14 protein-coding genes are annotated in these 17,716 nt (G+C 45.9%); 11 read left to right on the forward strand and 3 right to left on the reverse strand.

Annotation, left to right across the window (positions count from 1 at the left end):
- Positions 1-42: 42 nt before the first annotated feature.
- The 9 genes from OCV11_RS07340 to OCV11_RS07380 all read left to right on the forward strand — a co-directional run bounded on the left by OCV11_RS07340 (position 43) and on the right by OCV11_RS07380 (position 10,454).
- Positions 43-909 (forward strand): viperin family antiviral radical SAM protein, encoded by an 867-nt coding sequence (locus tag OCV11_RS07340; protein ID WP_261895989.1) that lies wholly within the window; start codon positions 43-45, stop codon positions 907-909.
- 423 nt (positions 910-1,332) lie between these two features.
- The gene (locus tag OCV11_RS07345; protein WP_261895990.1) at positions 1,333-1,941 is read left to right on the forward strand and encodes a dTMP kinase; all 609 of its coding nucleotides are present in this window, start codon (positions 1,333-1,335) and stop codon (positions 1,939-1,941) included.
- Complete coding sequence (locus OCV11_RS07350; RefSeq protein ID WP_261895991.1) at positions 1,941-2,168, forward strand: hypothetical protein; 228 nt, start codon at positions 1,941-1,943, stop codon at positions 2,166-2,168. Before OCV11_RS07345 ends, OCV11_RS07350 begins: the two co-directional genes overlap by 1 nt.
- A gap of 369 nt (positions 2,169-2,537) precedes the next feature.
- Positions 2,538-3,557 (forward strand): ABC transporter permease, encoded by a 1,020-nt coding sequence (locus tag OCV11_RS07355; RefSeq protein ID WP_261895992.1) that lies wholly within the window; start codon positions 2,538-2,540, stop codon positions 3,555-3,557.
- A 2-nt stretch (positions 3,558-3,559) separates the two neighbouring features.
- On the forward strand, positions 3,560-4,471 hold the full coding sequence (locus OCV11_RS07360) for an ABC transporter permease (RefSeq protein ID WP_261895993.1): 912 nt from the start codon (positions 3,560-3,562) through the stop codon (positions 4,469-4,471).
- Positions 4,472-4,474: 3 nt separating this feature from the next.
- Positions 4,475-6,175 (forward strand): dipeptide ABC transporter ATP-binding protein, encoded by a 1,701-nt coding sequence (locus tag OCV11_RS07365; protein WP_261895994.1) that lies wholly within the window; start codon positions 4,475-4,477, stop codon positions 6,173-6,175.
- A gap of 16 nt (positions 6,176-6,191) precedes the next feature.
- Positions 6,192-7,757, forward strand: coding sequence for a hydantoinase/oxoprolinase family protein (locus OCV11_RS07370; protein ID WP_261895995.1), 1,566 nt, complete (start codon positions 6,192-6,194; stop codon positions 7,755-7,757).
- Between the two features lies 1 nt (position 7,758).
- Positions 7,759-8,838 carry a DUF917 domain-containing protein gene (locus tag OCV11_RS07375; protein ID WP_261895996.1) on the forward strand — a complete coding sequence of 360 codons (1,080 nt, stop codon included), beginning with the start codon at positions 7,759-7,761 and terminating at the stop codon, positions 8,836-8,838.
- Between the two features lie 29 nt (positions 8,839-8,867).
- Positions 8,868-10,454 carry an ABC transporter substrate-binding protein gene (locus tag OCV11_RS07380; RefSeq protein ID WP_261895997.1) on the forward strand — a complete coding sequence of 529 codons (1,587 nt, stop codon included), beginning with the start codon at positions 8,868-8,870 and terminating at the stop codon, positions 10,452-10,454.
- A 75-nt stretch (positions 10,455-10,529) separates the two neighbouring features.
- On the opposite strand, the gene OCV11_RS07385 is transcribed toward OCV11_RS07380, so the two are convergent.
- The 3 genes from OCV11_RS07385 to OCV11_RS07395 form a co-directional block, all read right to left on the reverse strand.
- Positions 10,530-12,890, reverse strand: coding sequence for a LuxR C-terminal-related transcriptional regulator (locus OCV11_RS07385; RefSeq protein ID WP_261895998.1), 2,361 nt, complete (start codon positions 12,888-12,890; stop codon positions 10,530-10,532).
- Positions 12,891-13,026: 136 nt separating this feature from the next.
- Positions 13,027-13,182, reverse strand: a complete 156-nt coding sequence (locus OCV11_RS07390; protein ID WP_261895999.1) for a hypothetical protein — start codon at positions 13,180-13,182, stop codon at positions 13,027-13,029.
- A gap of 4 nt (positions 13,183-13,186) precedes the next feature.
- Positions 13,187-14,827, reverse strand: coding sequence for a sugar porter family MFS transporter (locus OCV11_RS07395; RefSeq protein ID WP_261896000.1), 1,641 nt, complete (start codon positions 14,825-14,827; stop codon positions 13,187-13,189).
- Positions 14,828-15,660: 833 nt separating this feature from the next.
- Between OCV11_RS07395 and OCV11_RS07400 the strand changes: the two genes are divergently transcribed.
- Both OCV11_RS07400 and OCV11_RS07405 read left to right on the forward strand, forming a co-directional pair.
- Positions 15,661-16,686: a Gfo/Idh/MocA family protein gene (locus OCV11_RS07400; protein WP_261896001.1), complete on the forward strand. Its 1,026-nt coding sequence runs from the start codon at positions 15,661-15,663 to the stop codon at positions 16,684-16,686.
- 164 nt (positions 16,687-16,850) lie between these two features.
- Entirely contained in the window at positions 16,851-17,642 is a 792-nt protein-coding gene (locus tag OCV11_RS07405; RefSeq protein WP_261896002.1) for a helix-turn-helix domain-containing protein, read from the forward strand.
- Positions 17,643-17,716 lie beyond the last annotated feature (74 nt).

A 17,716-nucleotide genomic window follows, 5' to 3' on the forward strand; every position in this document is an offset into this window, starting at 1 on the left:
CACAAAGTAACACTACTCCTATCGAAACGAAGGAGTAGTGTTATGTCTAAAGTAAATCAACTAGTTATCAACTATCACATCACTGAAAAGTGTAATTACGATTGCCATTATTGTTATGCCAAGTGGGCAAAGCCGAATGAGCTACATCGTGATCTTCACCAAATGAAAGCAGTGCTCGCCAAATTGGCAGACTATTTTCTTGGATCAAACCCAATTCGAGCCCAATTGAAATATGAGAGCGTGCGACTCAACTTTGCTGGTGGAGAGCCTGTGCTGTTGAAAGAGCGCTTTATTGAAGCTTTGGATTATGCGAAAGAGTTGGGATTTGAAACTTCGCTTATCACTAATGGTCATCTCTTAACCGATGATTTTATCTCAAATCATGGCTCCAAATTTCAAATGTTGGGCATTAGCTACGATGCAATAAGTGAAAACGTACAGAAGCAAGTCGGCAGGGTAACAAGATCAGGAGCAATACTCACAGCAGAAAGGTTGCAAAATATCTTTCAACAAATGAGGCAATTTGCACCTAATACTGAATTGAAAATTAATACCGTAGTGAACCAATATAATACAGAGGAGAACCTTACTTCGTTGATGGAAGTACTTTTACCGAATAAGTGGAAGGTACTGCGTGTATTACCGGTATTTAAATCAATAGCTGCCATCACTGATGAACAGTTTTCAGCATTTGTTGAGCGTCATAGATCAGCTAATAGTTTTATGTCGGTTGAAAATAACGACTCAATGACTGGCTCTTATCTGATGATCAGTCCAGATGGTTCATTTTTCCAAAATGGGGATCAATTCGGTGGATATATAAAAAGTAGATCACTAGTTACAACGCCAATTGGCATTGCTCTAGCTGAAACCGGCTTTGATCCAGTGAAATTTGCAAATCGATACTAATGGAAATACCGAGATGAGGGGGTATTATTTTTTAGTATGCGATGATGATTTTATTACAGGCACATTTAAAAAACATAATGATTTTGATGTTATGAATGAAGAGCTGTATGAATGTTCTGTTGATTATAATGTGTGGCTTAATTTATCAAAAACAACGAAAAAGAAAATTTATTCTATTATGAAATTGACCTTCTATGGGGCCCCAATTGATAAGATTGGAGGGAGGGTAATTAAGTGTAACCCTGATCTTATTCGATTTAGAGTAGGGCGAAATTATAGACTGGTAATGTCGAATAAGTCGAATGAGAGAAAGTTTTTCCTATATCCAAGACAAAGTTATGAAAAGAATTTCAAGAACTTAAAATAATATATTTTATCAATTTTAAAAAATAATATTAATTCAAATCTATACAGAGGTTATTTATGTTTATTGTAATTGAAGGTCTAGATGGCTGTGGTAAATCAACTGTTTCAACTGCACTGGCAAAATTGTTGGATGCACAACTTTTAACTTCTCCTGATAAAGAATTAAAGGAAGTTAGAAAAGTGACGGATATCGTTTTTGATAATAATGTTAAAGCTCGCCAGATGTTTTATATGGCTTCGATATTAAAGGCTTCGGAAGATGCTAAAGAGCTTAACTTACAAGGAAAGCCCGTCGTGTTAGATCGATACTGGTTATCGACACAGGTCTATCATGCATGGATGAGTAATGGTAAACAGTTTAAATGTCGTGAAGTTGAATTAGTTCTTCATCAACCAACGTTAACCGTCTATTTGGATGTTCCTGCTGAAGTACGAGCTAATCGTATTAAGGCAAGAAATGTGTGTACTGATGAAGATATGAATACGCTTCAATACAATGCTAATGAAAAGCTTAGATCTTTATATTTTTCTATGAATAAATCATTACCTGTCGGGAATTGGTTATGTGTTGATGCTTGCCAAAGTGTGGACATTATTTTAGAAAAAATCATCACTGAACTTGAAATTTTAATGAGTAATAAAATGTATATTAAGGACGATTTATAATGGCAAAATCAATTAAAATTGCTAATGAACTTTATATTAATCTAGATCAGGTTTCCCATTTTTTTGTAAATGATGTCGACATTACTATTATTACAGGAAGCCAAGAGACGTTTCGTGTTAGTTGCAAACAAGGAAATTATTTGTTTGATGGTGAAACCGTATCGATTCAAGAGTTTTATAGAATAAAAAGAGAGCTTTGTGAATATATGGAGATAATTGATGATTAATATTGATTAAATAAACTATTGAGACATAGAGAAAGCCCATGGACTGACAATCAATGGGCTTTCGATTGCCTTTATTGCTTAAGTTTTGAAAGCTTATTTTTGACCCTATTAAGGGAATATTCAATCTTAATGATCTCATTAGTCTGAAGGGCTCTAACAAGAACTTCATATGTAAAGCCAATTTCCCCAAAATCCAGCCAGTTTTTTCTTAATCCATTCCATTACCATTCCCTTATTTGCCCGCAAATTGTTCAATTTTTCTGGTGTTAACTACCCGATATACTCAAAAAACTACCCGTGGTGAGGGTTGTGTGGGGGCGGTGGGTGTGGTGTTTTAATAGGCAAGGAACAGTTATCAAGGATAGATAAATGAACCAAGCCTATTACTTATGGCTACGACTGATGCGGCTCGTGCTGGTGTTAGTTGGGCTCTCCATCATTATTTTTGTTGTGGCGCGATTGGTGCCGGGCGATCCGGCTCGTATTGCGTTAGGTCCATTGGCAACGCCGGCACAGGTTCAGGCGCTGCACATTAAGATGGGCCTCGATCAGCCGATTGTGGTTCAGTACTTTGATTACATTGCCAATTTGTTCCAAGGGGATATGGGGCAATCGACAGTGACCGACCGTCCGGTACTCACCGATATTACCTCAGCACTACCCGCAACACTGGAATTGGTGTTGGTGGCGATTACTTTTACCGCGTGTATTGGTATGCCGCTCGGGATTTTGGCAGCGTATCGTCCTAATGGTTTGTTTGACCAGTTTTCACGAATTACCTCCTTAGTTGGGGTCGTTACGCCTTCTTTTCTGATTGCTTTGATGCTGCAACTGGCGGCGAGTCTGGGTTGGATTGAATTGCCTGTCACCGAGCGATTGTCTGCTTCGTTTAATTACAGTGGCGGCGCTACCGGGCTAATTTTGCTTGATAGTGCGCTGCAAGGGCGCTGGGATGTGTGGCTCAATGCATTGCAACACATTCTGCTGCCAGCGTTAGCACTCTCTGCGGCGGGGATCAGTCAGGTGATGCGCATTACTCGCTCTTCAATGATCGAATTTAGCCATCGTGACCATGTGGAAACCTTGCGTGCTTGCGGCGTTTCTAAACGCAAAGTGAACTTTAAATATCTGCTGCGCCTTTCTGCGTCTGCGCCGCTCACCATTTTGGGGTTGGAATTTGCCTCGCTAATTGGTAACGCTTTTGTGGTGGAAATGGTGTTCTCGTGGCCAGGGGTTGCTAGCTACGGTGTACGTTCTATTTTGCATAAAGATTTTAATGCGGTGATTGGCGTGGTGCTGGTCTCCGGGGTGTTCTTTATCGTGGTTAACCTGTTGATTGATTTCATCATTGGTTTGGTTGATCCGCGCGTTAAACTCAAAGGAGCCTAATCATGGAACTGGATAACACCCAACTTCCCAACGGGACAGAAGAATTTGCTCCAGCGAAGGCAGATAAAGAGTACAGCAACTTCCAAAAAGCGTGGTATCGCTTTACCCGCAACCCAACTGCAGTGATCGGGCTTTTGATCGTATTCAGTGTGGTGATTGTCGCGGTGTTTGCCCCGTGGATAGCGCCGCATCCTGAACATGCAGGCACGTTTGTTAACTTTCGTGCGCGTCACCATGCCCCAAGTTGGGAGTATTGGTTAGGCACCGATAACGTAGGTCGCGACATTCTTTCCCGAGTGATTTTTGGTTATCGCATTTCGCTGTCACTCGTCGTTGGTGTGCTGGCGCTCTCTGTGCCGATTGGTGTATTGCTCGGCATTATCGCCGCTTACGCTGGTGGCTGGGTAGAGCAGGTGATCATGCGTTTTAACGACATGTTATTGGCCGTGCCGCCTTTGGCGCTGGCTCTGGCAATTACCTCCATTCTTGAGCCGAACTTAGTCAATGCCATGATTGCGATTGCCTTTTTATGGTGGAACTGGCACTGCCGCTTGGTTTATCGCTTGGCGAAAAGCATTGTGACGGAAGATTTTATTGAAGCGGCGCGTCTGTCTGGCGCGAGTCACTGGCACATTGTGGTGAAGGAGATTTTGCCGAACTGCATTGCGGCCATCAGCGTCAAAACCACCTTAGATGCGGGCTTTGTGATTTTGTTTGGCGCGACCTTGAGTTTTCTTGGCCTTGGCGTGCAACCGCCAACGCCAGACCTTGGCACCATGGTCTCTACTGGCGCGTCTTATATGCCTGAATATTGGTGGGAGGCGATGATGCCGGGGTTAGCCATTCTGTATGCCATTTTAGGTTTTAACCTGTTGGGTGATGGCCTACGCGATTTCTTTGATGTGGAGGTTTAAAGCATGACATCTCTAGTGGAAATTCGAAATTTAAGCCTTGCGTTTAAAGTGTATGGCGGTTCGCGTCAGGTATTGCATAACGTCAGTTTAAGTATTCAACCGGGAGAGCGTGTAGCGCTGATTGGCGAGTCTGGTTCGGGTAAAAGTGTCACCAGCAAAATGCTGATTGGTACGCTCAACATGGATCATGTGCAGATCTTAAACGGCGACATTTTGATTGAAGGTCGCAGCATTAAAAGCATGAGCGAAGCTGAGCGCGAAAGCCTTAAAGGCAGCGTGATGTCGATGATTCAGCAAGACCCGCAAACCTCATTTAACCCTGTGTTTCGGGTGCGTGATCACCTAAGCGATATCATGAAATTTGTTGAACGCACCACAGGTAAACCACTCGCTAAAGCAGAGCGTAAAGCGCATATCATTGAGGTGCTGCGTAAGGTGAAATTGAATGACCCTGAGCGGGTGTATAACGCCTATCCGTGGCAACTGTCAGGTGGTATGCGTCAGAGGGTATTAATTGCGATGGCGCTGCTGCATCCGACTAAGCTTTTGATTGCCGATGAACCGGGAACAGCGCTGGATGTGACGACGCAAGATGAAATCATCAAATTGATCAACCAGTTGGTTGAGGATGAGCAACTGGCTTTATTGATGATTACCCATAACCTTGGCGTAGTGCGTAAAACCGCGGATCGGGTGTATGTAATGCAACATGGGCGTATCGTCGAACACGGTAGCTTAGATGCCATCTTTCGTCATGCACGGCATTCTTATACTCAGCGTCTGTTTGATTCCGTGCCGAAACTTTATGGCCCAGAGATGGGCAAAGTAACCCGTTTGCGCGATGAAAAAGTGATGGTCAAGGTCGTCGAAGTGAGCAAAACCTTCGTCACCAAACAAGATTGGCGTCAGCGCCCAATCGAAAGCGTGCAAGCGGTCAAACCGCTCTCTTTATCGATTCATCAAGGCGATACCTTTGGTTTGGCGGGCGAGTCTGGTTCAGGCAAAACCACGCTGGCGCGGATGATCATGGGCATTATTGATAATACCGATGGCAACATTCTGCTGGAAAGCATGCCGCTCAAATCGTGGCGCGGCAAAGTTAAAAATCGCCATTCCATTCAGATGGTGCATCAAAACCCGGCGGGGTCACTTAACCCGCGTCGCACGATTGCGCAAATCTTAGCGATCCCTCTTAAGTTCATTGGCGGTGAAAACGGCATCGCGTCGCAAAAAGAGCTAGATCAGGAAGTTGAACGACTATTAGCGCTGGTGGAGTTGCCCGCAGAATACGCCCAAATGTACCCATCGAGTTTGTCGGGTGGGCAAAAGCAGCGTGTGGCAATTGCGCGCGCGCTGGCGGCGAAGCCGAAAATTTTAGTGTTGGATGAACCGACCTCAGCACTCGATGTGTCGGTGCAAAAAAGCGTGATTGAGCTGTTGCAAAAGCTACAGCGCGAACTGGGATTGACCTATCTGTTTATCTCCCACGATTTAAGCTTGATGCGCAATTTCTGTAACCGTGTGGCGGTGATGTATCGCGGCGAGTTACTGGAAGTGGGGCCAACCGAGCAAGTGTTTGTTAATCCGAAACACAACTATACCCGAGCATTGATTCGCGCGATTCCCGTGCTCAGTGACGATGAAGAACAACATAAACCCTATTTAAGTGGCGATGATGCTGCAACGATTTTGCAGTCAGCGTGATGTTTAAGGAGTAAAGATGAAAGCCAACTATCGGATAGGCATTGACGTCGGTGGTACCAATACCGACGCCGTCATTATGCTGGACGATGCTGTGTTAGCGGCAACTAAACAGCCAACGTCAGAAGATGTCACCACTGGGGTGCAACAAGCCCTTAAAGCGGTACTTGCCGAATCAGGGATTGCCGACCATGACATTAAAGCCGTGATGATCGGCACCACCCATTTCACCAATGCGGTGGTTGAACGTAAACACTTAACTCGTACTGCCGTGATTCGTGTCTGTTTGCCTGCCACCTTGAGCGTGCCCCCTTTTATTGATTGGCCAGATGACATTCTTAAACTGGTCGATGGCGGTCGTTATTTAGTGAAAGGCGGTTTTGAGTTTGATGGCCGCATGATCAACCCGCTCGATGAAGCGGAGATTGTGCGTATCGCTGGAGAATTAAAAGAGAAAGGCATCCAAGCGGTTGCGGTCAACTGCGTATTCAGTCCGGTTAATGACTCTTCTGAGCAGCGTGTTAAACAGCTGATCCATGAGATTCATCCTGAGTGTGATGTGGTTCTGTCTAACGAAGTAGGGCGCATTGGCCTTTTAGAGCGTGAAAGCGCAGCGGTACTGAACGCCAGTTTACGTAAACTGAGTCGTAAAACCGTGCAAGCCTTTGGTAACGCTCTGGAAAGCTGTGGTCTGAATTGCCCGTTCTTTATCACCCAAAACGACGGCACCTTGATGAGCGCTGAATTTGTTGAACGTTTTCCGGTGCTGACTTTTGCGAGCGGTCCAACGAACTCAATGCGCGGCGCTGTGTTCCTCTCTGGTGAGCAAGACGCGATTGTGGTCGATATCGGTGGCACCACCACCGATGTTGGTTTAGTGCAGCAAGGCTTTCCGCGCCAAGCAGCGATGTCGGTCGATGTGGGCGGTATTCGCACTAACTTTCGCATGCCCGATATGGTTAGCGTTGGCTTAGGTGGTGGCAGCATGGTTTTCCCTCATGGTGACGGTGCTGAGCGTGTGGTAGCCATTGGCCCTGAAAGTGTGGGTTATCGAATTACCGAAAAAGCTCGCGTGTTTGGTGGTGATACCTTAACCGCAACGGATATTGCCGTGGCGAGTGGTCGCGCTGAAGTAGGCGATGCAAGTAAAGTGGCTGATTTGGATAAAGAAACCTTGTCGCTTGCCCTCGCAGAAATCGACCGCATGATTCAAGATACGGTTGAGAAAAACCGCCTATCGGCAGCCAAAATTCCAGTTATCGTGGTCGGTGGCGGTTCGATTTTGGCCCCTGATCAAATTGGCGATCTCACCACTTTGCGTCCTAATCATTTCTCCGTTGCTAATGCTGTTGGTGCTGCGATTGCGCAGGTGAGCGGCGAAGTCGACCGTATTTTCAGTCTAGCGGAAATGTCCCGTGATGATGCGCTTAATCAAGCGCGCGCAGCGGCAACCGAAAAAGCCATTGAAGCCGGCGCAAAAGCCGACACCATCAGCCTTGTTGATCAAGAAGATATCCCATTGGCATACCTACCGGGCAATGCCACTCGTATCCGTGTCAAAGTCGTTGGGGATTTGGAGTTTTAACATGCAAGAGTTAACAGAAAAAGATATTGAAGCGATTGAGATTGGTGCTGGTATTTTGGGCACTGGCGGCGGTGGTAACCCCTATTACGGCAAACTCCATGCGCTGGGTGAAATGCGCCAGGGGGCGAAAGTTCGCCTGATTAGCCTTGATGAATTGGACGATGACGCGGTAGTGATTTCGGTCGGTAACATTGGCGCGCCTGCCGTCTCTATGGAAAAAATTTGTGAAGGCAAAGAGATCGTCCGCGCGATTCGCGCCTTGGAAGAAGAAGTCGGTAAAAAGGTCGATGCGATTATCCCGGTGGAAATCGGTGGTGCGAATGGTCTTCGTCCTGCGGCTATCTCAGCGATCACCGGCCTGCCTATGGTCGATGGCGATGGTATGGGGCGCGCGTTTCCTGAAATGCAGATGACCACTTTCAGCATCTACGGACACAGCAGCATGCCCGCGGCGATGTCGGATGCCCATGGTAATACGGTGATCTTTAAAGATTTGGTGGATGAGTTTTGGCTGGAACGTTTGGCTCGCGCTTGCGTGGTTCAAATGGGCGGCGGCGCAGGCATGGTGGAAGCACCAATGAGCGGTGAATACGTAAAACGCTACGCGGTTCCGGGTACGGTCACTCAGGCGAAAAACTTGGGTTTAGCGGTAATGGAAGCCAATAAAAACAAACTCAACCCGATTGAGCAGATCTGTCGTCAAGAGAACGGTCAGGTGCTGTTTACCGGCAAGATCGTCGATCTTGAGCGCAAGATGGCGGCAGGGTTTACCCGTGGCGTGGTAGCGCTAGAAGGCTTTGCTGATTTTGCTGAGCAAAAAGCGTCAGTGGATATACAAAACGAAAACCTCATCTTTCGTATCGGTGATGAAGTGCGCTGCTCCGTGCCGGATTTGATCATCATTTTGGATGTGGAAACTGGGCATGCCATTACCACGGAAGTACTGCGCTATGGACAAAAAGTGGCAGTGCTTGGTATTCCGTGTCATCCACTGCTGCGCTCAAGCCGTGCTCTTGAAGTGGTGGGGCCAAAAGCCTTTGGTTATACAGACGTAACTTATCAACCGTTTGAAAGTTATTAATTTATCTATAGATCAATAAGGATGTTGTGATGAAGAAAACGTGGATAGCGGCCGCGATTGCCTCTGCGGCGTTGGCTCAAGGCGCGATGGCCGAATCTGGCCAGGGCAAGTTTGATGATTTAACCGCCACCATGAACGTGATTCAGGTGGTCGGTACCATCGACCCAGCGAAAATTACCGACTACACCGAATACATGATGGCGGTGAACCTGTATGACGGTTTGACCACCGCAGATAAAACCGGGAAGGTGATTCCGCTGCTAGCGAAAAGCTGGGATATCAGTGCTGATGGTAAGACCTTTACCTTCCATTTAGTCCCGGATGCTAAGTTCCAAAATGGTGACGTTGTCACAGCTGACGATGTGGTCTACTCCGTCAAACGTTTATTAACCATCAATCAAGGTCCATCGGGTTTCTTTAGTGGTTTCCTCAAAGCGGATGGAGTGAGTGCGGTGGATGCTCATACCGTGAAATTCACGCTCACTCAGCCATCATCGGCTTTCCTTGGCATGACACCGCTGCTGTTTGTGGTGGATAAAAGCGTTGCAGAGCAACATAAAGGCAAAGACGGTTGGTCTGAAGAGTATCTAGCGGCCAACCCAATTGGTACTGGGCCGTATAAGCTAGAAGAGTGGCAGCGCGGCAGCCGAATCGTATTTCAACGTAATCACGATTACTTCTATGGTTTTCCTGAAAACCCATTGGAGAAAGTGCGTGTCCTGATCACCTCTGACGAATCGACCATCAAGGCGCTCGCCAACAAAGGTGAATTGGACATCAGTAGTACTTACCAAGCAGAAGAAACCTTGAATGCGATTGGTAAGTTGCCGAACTACCATATCCAAGATTTGAGCACTGCGACTGGCTATTACATTAAGTTTAACAACCAGTTGGCTCCCACCGATGATGTGCATATTCGTAAAGCCTTGGCGTATGCGATTGACTACGACTTGGTCAATAGCGAGCTGCATCCTGGGAACTCAATGGCAGGTCCGTTGGTGTCGCTGTTTAAAGGCCCGTATTTAGAATCGCTTAACGCACCAAAATACGATCTGAAGAAAGCGGCTGAAGAGGTGAAACTCTCTAAATACGCAGGTCAAACGATTCCAATTACCTTGGGGTATGTGGCTGGCTCAGCGTACGAAGAAGAGATTGCATTGATGATGCAAGCCAACTTAGAGCAGATCGGTTTTAAAGCCAAATTGGAAGCTGACCCTTGGAGTCGTATTACTCAAATTGCGTCTAAGCCACAAACAACGCCTAACGTAAACCAAATTTTCTTTGGTCCAACGTACGCATCGCCACAATCGGTATTCTTTAACCAATATTCATCGAAATCCGCTGGCTCTTGGGCATCCATGTCTTGGCTCAACGATCCAAAAGTCGATAAATGGATCGATGAAGCGGGTAAAGAGCTGGATACCAAAAAGCGCGATGACATCTACCACGAGTTGCAACAATACCTAGTCGACAACCAAGTTGACGCGTATTTGCAAACCGTACGCTATCGCATGGCAGTGAATAACTGTTTGAGTGATATGCAGTTTGTCCCTGTTCAGAGTTTCTACTTTGACTTCTCCAAGTACAACTGGAAATGTCGCCCTGTAAGGAAGTAACTCTGAATTTGGCAGATGCTCTCTATGATGGCGGAGCATCTGCTTGCTAAAGCCGTTAAGTCATCATTATTCCTGTTATTGGATCCAACCTTTGATCCTCGCCAGTCCCAGTAGGTCCTGGCGATTTTTTATTTCATAGGTCTTAAACAGATTTTTGAGATGAAACTTCACCGTGCTTTCGCTGATCCCACAATATTGCGCGATCTGCTTATTCGATAAACCTTCCGCCAAACGCAAAATGATCTGCAGCTGTTTACTGGTGAGTTCGTCAATTGGTTGAGCTTGACCAAAGGGCTGATAAAGCTTTTGCCAGTGACGATACGCCTGCTCAAACGAGGTGTTGGTGTAGCGATACTTCTCTTTCTTCCATATCCAATTGAGGGCGCTGTTTAACCAGTGCTGTTCCAGAAGGAGCGGGCTCCACAGCGTTAATTGATGGCAACGTTGCAAAAGGTCAATAGCCGGTCGAGTCAGTTTTTGATAATCCCGTTTGTGCCAATAGAGCTTCAAATCCTGCACCAAAAACTGAATTTCGTTGTATGGGTATTGAAATAACTCATTGTGCGGCAGATCGTTAGCGCCTTTGTGTTGGTGAATGCAGATAAGCCCAACTTGGTTGCGCCTCTTTAGCCACAGATGAAACAGGTGGTAGTTGCCAGCGACCGCATAGTTGCTTTGCGAAATGGCATCAAGATGTTGCTGGGCTTCAACCCAACGTTCCTGCTGCTGCAAAATCAGCACGGTGAGCAAGCGATAGAAGATAGTGGCATGGTCATCGGCAAAGTTAGAAAAATATTCGTAACGCAGCTCATCAAGCAATAACGCTGCGCCTTCAATATCACGGGTGAGTAATTTGGTGGTGATGCCAAATAGGTGAATCTGACTTAAAAACTCTGGCCATATTTCCGAGTGTTGGCGCAATACGCTGACCCGTTTCCAATCAACTTGAGCAGCATGAATGTCGCCTTGGTTTAGGGCAATCATGCCTTGAGCCAGCGTGACGAAGTTTAACTCGTAACTAAGATGTGAGCTAAAGGTAGTTCGTTTAAGGGCTATTTCGGCTTGTTCAACATGGTGCGCCGATTTTTGCGGATAACCCATGCGCAGGTTTAAGCGCGCCATATTGAAATGGCAAAAGAAGATCAAATAGGGCACTTTGTATTGGGTGGCGAGCAGCAGCTCTTTCTCTAGTAGTAGCGAGGCCTTAAACCATTCTCCAATGTTGGAGTGATAAATCGATAAGGTGCCGTAATAGTTCATCAGCGCACCAGGGTTGCTCGCCAGCCAGCTCTCTAATTGAGTAAATTGCTTCAGCTGCGCCGCCTCGGTATTGGAGCGAAAATAGGCAAAATATTTGCTTTTAATTAAGGTGAAAATGCCGCGCTCTTCATCGGATTCAAAATGCGTTTTGTTCTGCTGCGGCAGATGTTCGATAAAGCTGCGTGCAGCGAGAAACTTCTGACGTTTAAACAGCAAGATCACATTTGCCCACGCAAGGGAAAGTTCTTGATTAAGTAGCATGGTGGGGAAATGGCGCAGAATATCTTCGAGCTCATCAAAACCATGATGATAGCCGTACACACCACCGCCGCTTTCGTTAAACCAGCGCAACGCCAAATCAAAGTGGTTACTTTGCAGCGCGGTAGTGATGGCTTTGACTCGCTCGCCATTGAGATAGTAGTGCCGTGAGACTAACCGCATCGCGTCTTGATATAGGCGAGTCTCTTGTTTGGCAATGGTTTGTAAAATTGGGCGCAGAAACGGAACGCCAAGCGCAAACTCATTGTGTTGCGTGAGTTCGATGAGCGGCTCTAACGCTTCTAAATGCAAGGTGTCGGTCGTGATGGATTGGCGATGAATCGTGGTTTCAAAACCGAGCGCAACCAGTAGCCTTTGTTCGTGAAATGGCAGCAGCGGCATAATGCGGTTACGCACAAAATCGGTCCAAGAGTGCATGATGCGCTCTTCACCACGCTTTTCCCAGTTGGCGGCGAGCACTGCCCAGCCGCGGGTATCACGCCAAATTGTCTGAGCGTCACTGTGTGGATACGCTTCACCAATATCGTGTTCGGTCAGCATCAAATGGCGCTGCTCTACCAAGGTGATTTTTTCATAGAGTAGGGCGTTGGTCAGCCACTGCGTCTCCCCCACCCAAGCGGCGCTCATTATTAGGGTTTGGCTACGTTGCTCAAGGGCTGGAACCAAATCCATCACTTGCTGCAGATGCAGTTGAAAGCTTTGACCTGCAGGATCCCAAATCAATAGCTCGCCGACAGGAACATCGGCGGGATTGGGCAGAGTGCTAAACACCTGCTGGTGGCGCTGCTTGGCAAGTTGTTTTAGCAGCGTGGATTTGCCTGTGCCCGGCAAGCCGTTGATGATCACCACTGGTGTGTTTAAGGTGCTGATGCGATGCAGTAAAGAGAGTCTTAACATCCAAGTTGTTTCTGTATTACGTCCATGTGCCACCACGTTAACACGGATTCGCTAATATTGGGTATTCAATCAACACTCCGTATTAACAGGGTAGTTTTTAACAGAGTCATTGCGACGTAACGACTCATTAAGCGCTCTAACGTAAATCCGCGTCACTGTATTCATCCAATAAACGTTCACTGCCTTTAAACGGGCGCAGTGCCTGGCCTGATTGAGCGACCCAACCAAGAAGCGTTAAGCCCATTTTGATGGCCAGGTGTTTAAGCATGGTTTTGATGGTGTTCAACTTCATTGTCTTATTCTCCTGTGGTTAAACGGCTGCGTGATAAACGGCTTGCCCCATACCTTGGATTGGCGATGCTGCTTTTCGCTAAACGGCTATTGGCAAAGCCAGTACCTTTAACAGAGTGACCGTAATTGAGGCGATTTTTGCTCTCACGACTTGGCTTAGTTTTCGCAGTGCGTGGTTTGTAAGTGCCTTTATCCAGCTCTGGCGTGTTGGATGGGCGATGAAGATAGTTCATCACGTGCTCTTCCATTTTTTCTAACTGCACGCCTTTGGTTTCTGGTAAGAAACGGAAGGTAAAGAGCGTTGCTAGGACCATAATGGCGGCGAAGATCCACATTGGAAACGCGCCATGGAAATGAGAGGTTAACCACGCATTCTCATTCAGGATTGGGAATACTAAGCCAATGATAAAGTTAGTAATCCACATCATGGTGATCGCTAAAGACATACCGACGGCACGCATACGGTTCGGAAAAATCTCTGAGATAACAATCCATGCACCTAACCCCCAAGAGAGCGAGAAAAACAGCATAAAGACCAACATGCCCATCAAGGTGTAGTAACCGCTGGTTAAAGCGGCAGTGCCAGTTACACCACTGCTGTGGTACATGAAGTAAGAGGTGAGAAGTAAACCTATTACTGCACCGACCGAACCCACTTTAAGCAGTGGTAGACGGCCAATTTTGTCCATAAGCATAGAACCGATGACAGTACCAATCAGCTGGAACACACCAATCCAAATGGTTAAAAACATCGCGGTATCCGTGTTGCCCGTCACTTTTTCTAACACGACAGGGGCAAAGTACATCATCACGTTAACGCCACTGGCTTGCTGAATGAATGCTACCGTACAGGCCAAAAAGGCAAATAACCAAAAGCGACGTTGATGGAGCAAATGTTTCTTCTCAGCTTTGCTCTGTTTACTTTGATGGTCTTGTGTTAATGAATCTTCAATATTAGCGAGGGTTTGCTGCGCGTAGTGCGTCCCCCCAATTTTTTCTAAAATCGTAAAAGCTTCTTGCTGACGTTTTACTGCTACTAACCAGCGTGGTGATTCAGGGATGAACAGAACAAACAGACAAAAGGCGATGCACGGGATCACTTCAGAACCAATCATGACACGCCAGCCCATTGACGAGAGCCATTGTTGCGACGCGCCTTGCGCGATAAAAAAGTTAACGACAAAGATCACTACTTGCCCACCAACAATCGCGAAGTTTTGCATACTCAGTGCCCGGCCACGAATTTCTTTGGGCGACACTTCACTCATGTACATGGGGGATATTGCCGATGCAAGACCAACGGCTAAGCCACCCAGCATGCGATAGGCGATAAACCACGCAAAGGAATCAACTAATGCTGCACCCAGTGCAGAGATGGTAAAGAGGAGGGCGGCGATAACGAGCGCCTTTTTACGCCCCACTTTATGAGCTAATGAGCCTGAGGCAAATGCCCCGATAATACAGCCGATAGCGACGTTGGAAACTGCCCAACCCACACCAACGGAATCGAGATGAAAGTAGTGTTTGATGGGATTGATTGCGCCGGAAATGACCGCCGTGTCATAACCAAACAGTAATCCACCCAGTGCGGCAACGCCGCAGATCATCGATATGTACTTTAAATTGTAATGCTGACTGACAGACATAACTGACTCCTTATCTTGCTAGAGTTTTGGAGTAGATATGTTCGGAATGTATTGAAAAATCGAAGGTAAAAAACGCTATCCGAATATCTACTCTTGTAACCAACACCTCAAATAAGGCGCTAGTAGAACGGGATAATCAGAGAGAAAAGTCAAGAGTGTAAATAGGTGCAAATAAAACGAGAAAATGACCTGAAAATATCTAAGTTTGATGGTGTTTTAATTCTGTTGTGTTTATGCGTTCGAGAACTCAAAACAACACTCCTTTATTGATTTTGATGCAAGTAGACTAACATGAAATAGTGCGAGAAACAAATCGACAAGAAGTTTACGTATTTATTACTCAAGAGGTTCTTGCGGTATTTATATTATAACTCATTGATTTTTATGCAAAATATCTAAAATATTTAATTATTAATCAATGGGTTGTATTTGTTGTTTATGTCTGATTTTCTGACGTTGTTTCTGCCAGGATATAATCTGAATTTTTAGATAAAAATAGTAATTGTGATTCGATAATATATTCTTCATTATCCGTATTATATGAGCCTGAGTTAGAGAGGAAATAGTTTTCTTTGTTTCCATTTCATGAGTGGTATTATTCCTTAATCTTCATGTTTTTTGCTATAGATTATTTTAATTACTTCTTGTACGAAATAATTATCTTTTGTTATGCAGACTATCAACAAATGCTAAGGTGGTAATTACCTAGTTTGAGGTGTAGTCTGGTTTTACAACAACTTGTTGCAAAGCGTTAGTCATCCCCAATAACAACGCCAAAGAACAACACATGGCCAAAGGACGACAAAGGGCCAAAGAAAAAGGAGAGCTCAGTCATGCGAATTGGATTAGTCGGTTATGGTGATGGTGGTCGATACTTTCACGCTCCATTTATTGCAGCGGCCAGCAAAGTTGAGTTGGTTGGTATTGTGGCGCGTTCACCTGAAAAAATCGCCGCGATTGAACAGGATTTTCCTGGTACGCCCATCTTTGATAGCTTAACGAGCATGATCAAAGCGGGTAATCTCGATGCTGTGACCATCTCTACACCTCCCGATACGAGACGCGATTTAGTGTTAGAAGCGCTGGAAGCGGGTTTGCATGTGGTATCTGATAAGCCGTTTGCACCTAATGCTGAAGTGGCTAAGTCACTGCTTGATCAGGCTAAAGCGAAAGGGTTAGTTCTGTGTGCGTTTCATAATCGCCGTTTTGATACGGATCTGCGTACCATCCAAAAGGTGTTAGATTCCGGTAAGTTAGGCAAGTTATGGCGCATGCATGCAAGGTTGGAGTATGACGCCCCTCATACGCTTGAACCAGGACCTAAAGGCGGCTTACTGCGTGATTTAGGCAGTCATTTAGTGGATCAGGCGGTCTATTTGATGGGGCCGGTTGAGTCGGTTTATGCCCATATTGATGAAGTCGAATTGCCTGAAGGTCCAACCAATGCGAGTTTTGTTCTGACGTTGCAACACACCAGTGGCGTGACATCGTATCTGGCCGCCAGCAAGTTAAACCATGTTGAGATGAAAGAGTTTCTGATTTACGGGGATTTGGGGAGTTTGCATTCGCAAATGACTGATGTTCAGGCTCAAGCGGTGTTTGCTGGTCAGCGTCCAGTGGATGATCCAACACATTGGGGTTATGAAGTTAAGGAGCGTTGGCCGATCTTGAAAACAGCGGCAGGAGATGAAGTTATTCCATCTGAACAAGGCGCTTATTTCGATTATTATCAGCAGTTTGCTGATGCAGTCACTTTAGGTAAAGAACCACCAGTGAAAGGTGATGAAGTGATTCAAGTACTGAAAGTGCTTGATGCCGCCGTGATTAGTGCCAAAGAAAAACGCATTGTAATGATTTAAACAACTAAACTAAGATAAGACTTCCTAGTGGGTAAATCCCTCGCTGACGGTTAACTTTAGGGTTAATGTGTCGACGAGGGATTTATCTTTGGGGGAAACCAAGTGACCACCGCCACAAATAATCGCTATTCTTGGCGAATTATCATTAACCCAAGGGATGGAGTATGACTAAGCCACCTTATCAAGGCGAGCGAATGGAAGTGCCGAGTGAGTTACAAGGCATCTATACCCATTTCTATTTTGCGCAGAACGATTCAGACCAGGTGCTTGAGTTTACGTTTGTCCCGTCATTTCAAGTGATGTTGATTTTTAGTCTGGGTACGCCGATAAGTTTAGTGATTCATGATCAACCAGAAGTGGTCATAGAGCGCTATTTTATTATAGGGCCAGTAAAGCAAGCTTTTAATTACCGACTGCCACCGGGTGCCAAGGTGGTGGTGGTGAATTTTGCTAACGACGGCTTTCATCGCTTGTTTGGCGCAGCAACGGCTCAGTCGTCGCACTTTGAACAACTTGATGAAGACTGTTTTTCCGCCATTCATCACGCTCTGCAGCAACAGGATTCAGCGGCACAGCAGCGTGATTTACTGCTGGCAGTTGGTAAGGATTATTTGCAAAGCTCGGCTCGGCTTGAGCTTGATACGCAAGAGATGGTGCATCAAACGGTTCACGAGCAGGCCCAACTCAAAGGTAAACATGCTCGCACGTTGCAAATGCACTATAAAAATCGCTTAGGCTATAGCGTGAAAGAGTACACGAGGTATCACCGTTTTATGCAGATGATCACCTTAGTGCAAGAGAGCTTAGCTAGCCAACGAGAAGTGGATTGGGCCGATGTGGTGTTTACCTGTGGTTATTACGATCAAAGCCATTTGATTCGAGATTTTAAGCATTATCTAATGATGAGCCCTTCGCAATATCTCAAGCTTTCACAACAGATGTGCACTAGCCGTTAGTCATCCATTTTCATCAACGACTAAGCCACTAATACGCAGCAATGCTGTGATCCGTTTTCGTTTTCGTACAATCA

The sequence above is a fragment of the Vibrio porteresiae DSM 19223 genome (assembly GCF_024347055.1).
GTDB lineage: Bacteria > Pseudomonadota > Gammaproteobacteria > Enterobacterales > Vibrionaceae > Vibrio > Vibrio porteresiae.

Coding starts and splice junctions, on each gene's coding strand:
- OCV11_RS07380 (WP_261895997.1), top strand. CDS start 8,868: ATGAAGAAAACGTGGATAGCGGCCGCGATTGCCTCTGCGGCGTTGGCT.
- OCV11_RS07365 (WP_261895994.1), top strand. CDS start 4,475: ATGACATCTCTAGTGGAAATTCGAAATTTAAGCCTTGCGTTTAAAGTG.
- OCV11_RS07350 (WP_261895991.1), top strand. CDS start 1,941: ATGGCAAAATCAATTAAAATTGCTAATGAACTTTATATTAATCTAGAT.
- OCV11_RS07355 (WP_261895992.1), top strand. CDS start 2,538: ATGAACCAAGCCTATTACTTATGGCTACGACTGATGCGGCTCGTGCTG.
- OCV11_RS07370 (WP_261895995.1), top strand. CDS start 6,192: ATGAAAGCCAACTATCGGATAGGCATTGACGTCGGTGGTACCAATACC.
- OCV11_RS07360 (WP_261895993.1), top strand. CDS start 3,560: ATGGAACTGGATAACACCCAACTTCCCAACGGGACAGAAGAATTTGCT.
- OCV11_RS07390 (WP_261895999.1), bottom strand. CDS start 13,182: ATGAAGTTGAACACCATCAAAACCATGCTTAAACACCTGGCCATCAAA.
- OCV11_RS07345 (WP_261895990.1), top strand. CDS start 1,333: ATGTTTATTGTAATTGAAGGTCTAGATGGCTGTGGTAAATCAACTGTT.
- OCV11_RS07395 (WP_261896000.1), bottom strand. CDS start 14,827: ATGTCTGTCAGTCAGCATTACAATTTAAAGTACATATCGATGATCTGC.
- OCV11_RS07405 (WP_261896002.1), top strand. CDS start 16,851: ATGACTAAGCCACCTTATCAAGGCGAGCGAATGGAAGTGCCGAGTGAG.
- OCV11_RS07385 (WP_261895998.1), bottom strand. CDS start 12,890: ATGTTAAGACTCTCTTTACTGCATCGCATCAGCACCTTAAACACACCA.
- OCV11_RS07400 (WP_261896001.1), top strand. CDS start 15,661: ATGCGAATTGGATTAGTCGGTTATGGTGATGGTGGTCGATACTTTCAC.
- OCV11_RS07340 (WP_261895989.1), top strand. CDS start 43: ATGTCTAAAGTAAATCAACTAGTTATCAACTATCACATCACTGAAAAG.
- OCV11_RS07375 (WP_261895996.1), top strand. CDS start 7,759: ATGCAAGAGTTAACAGAAAAAGATATTGAAGCGATTGAGATTGGTGCT.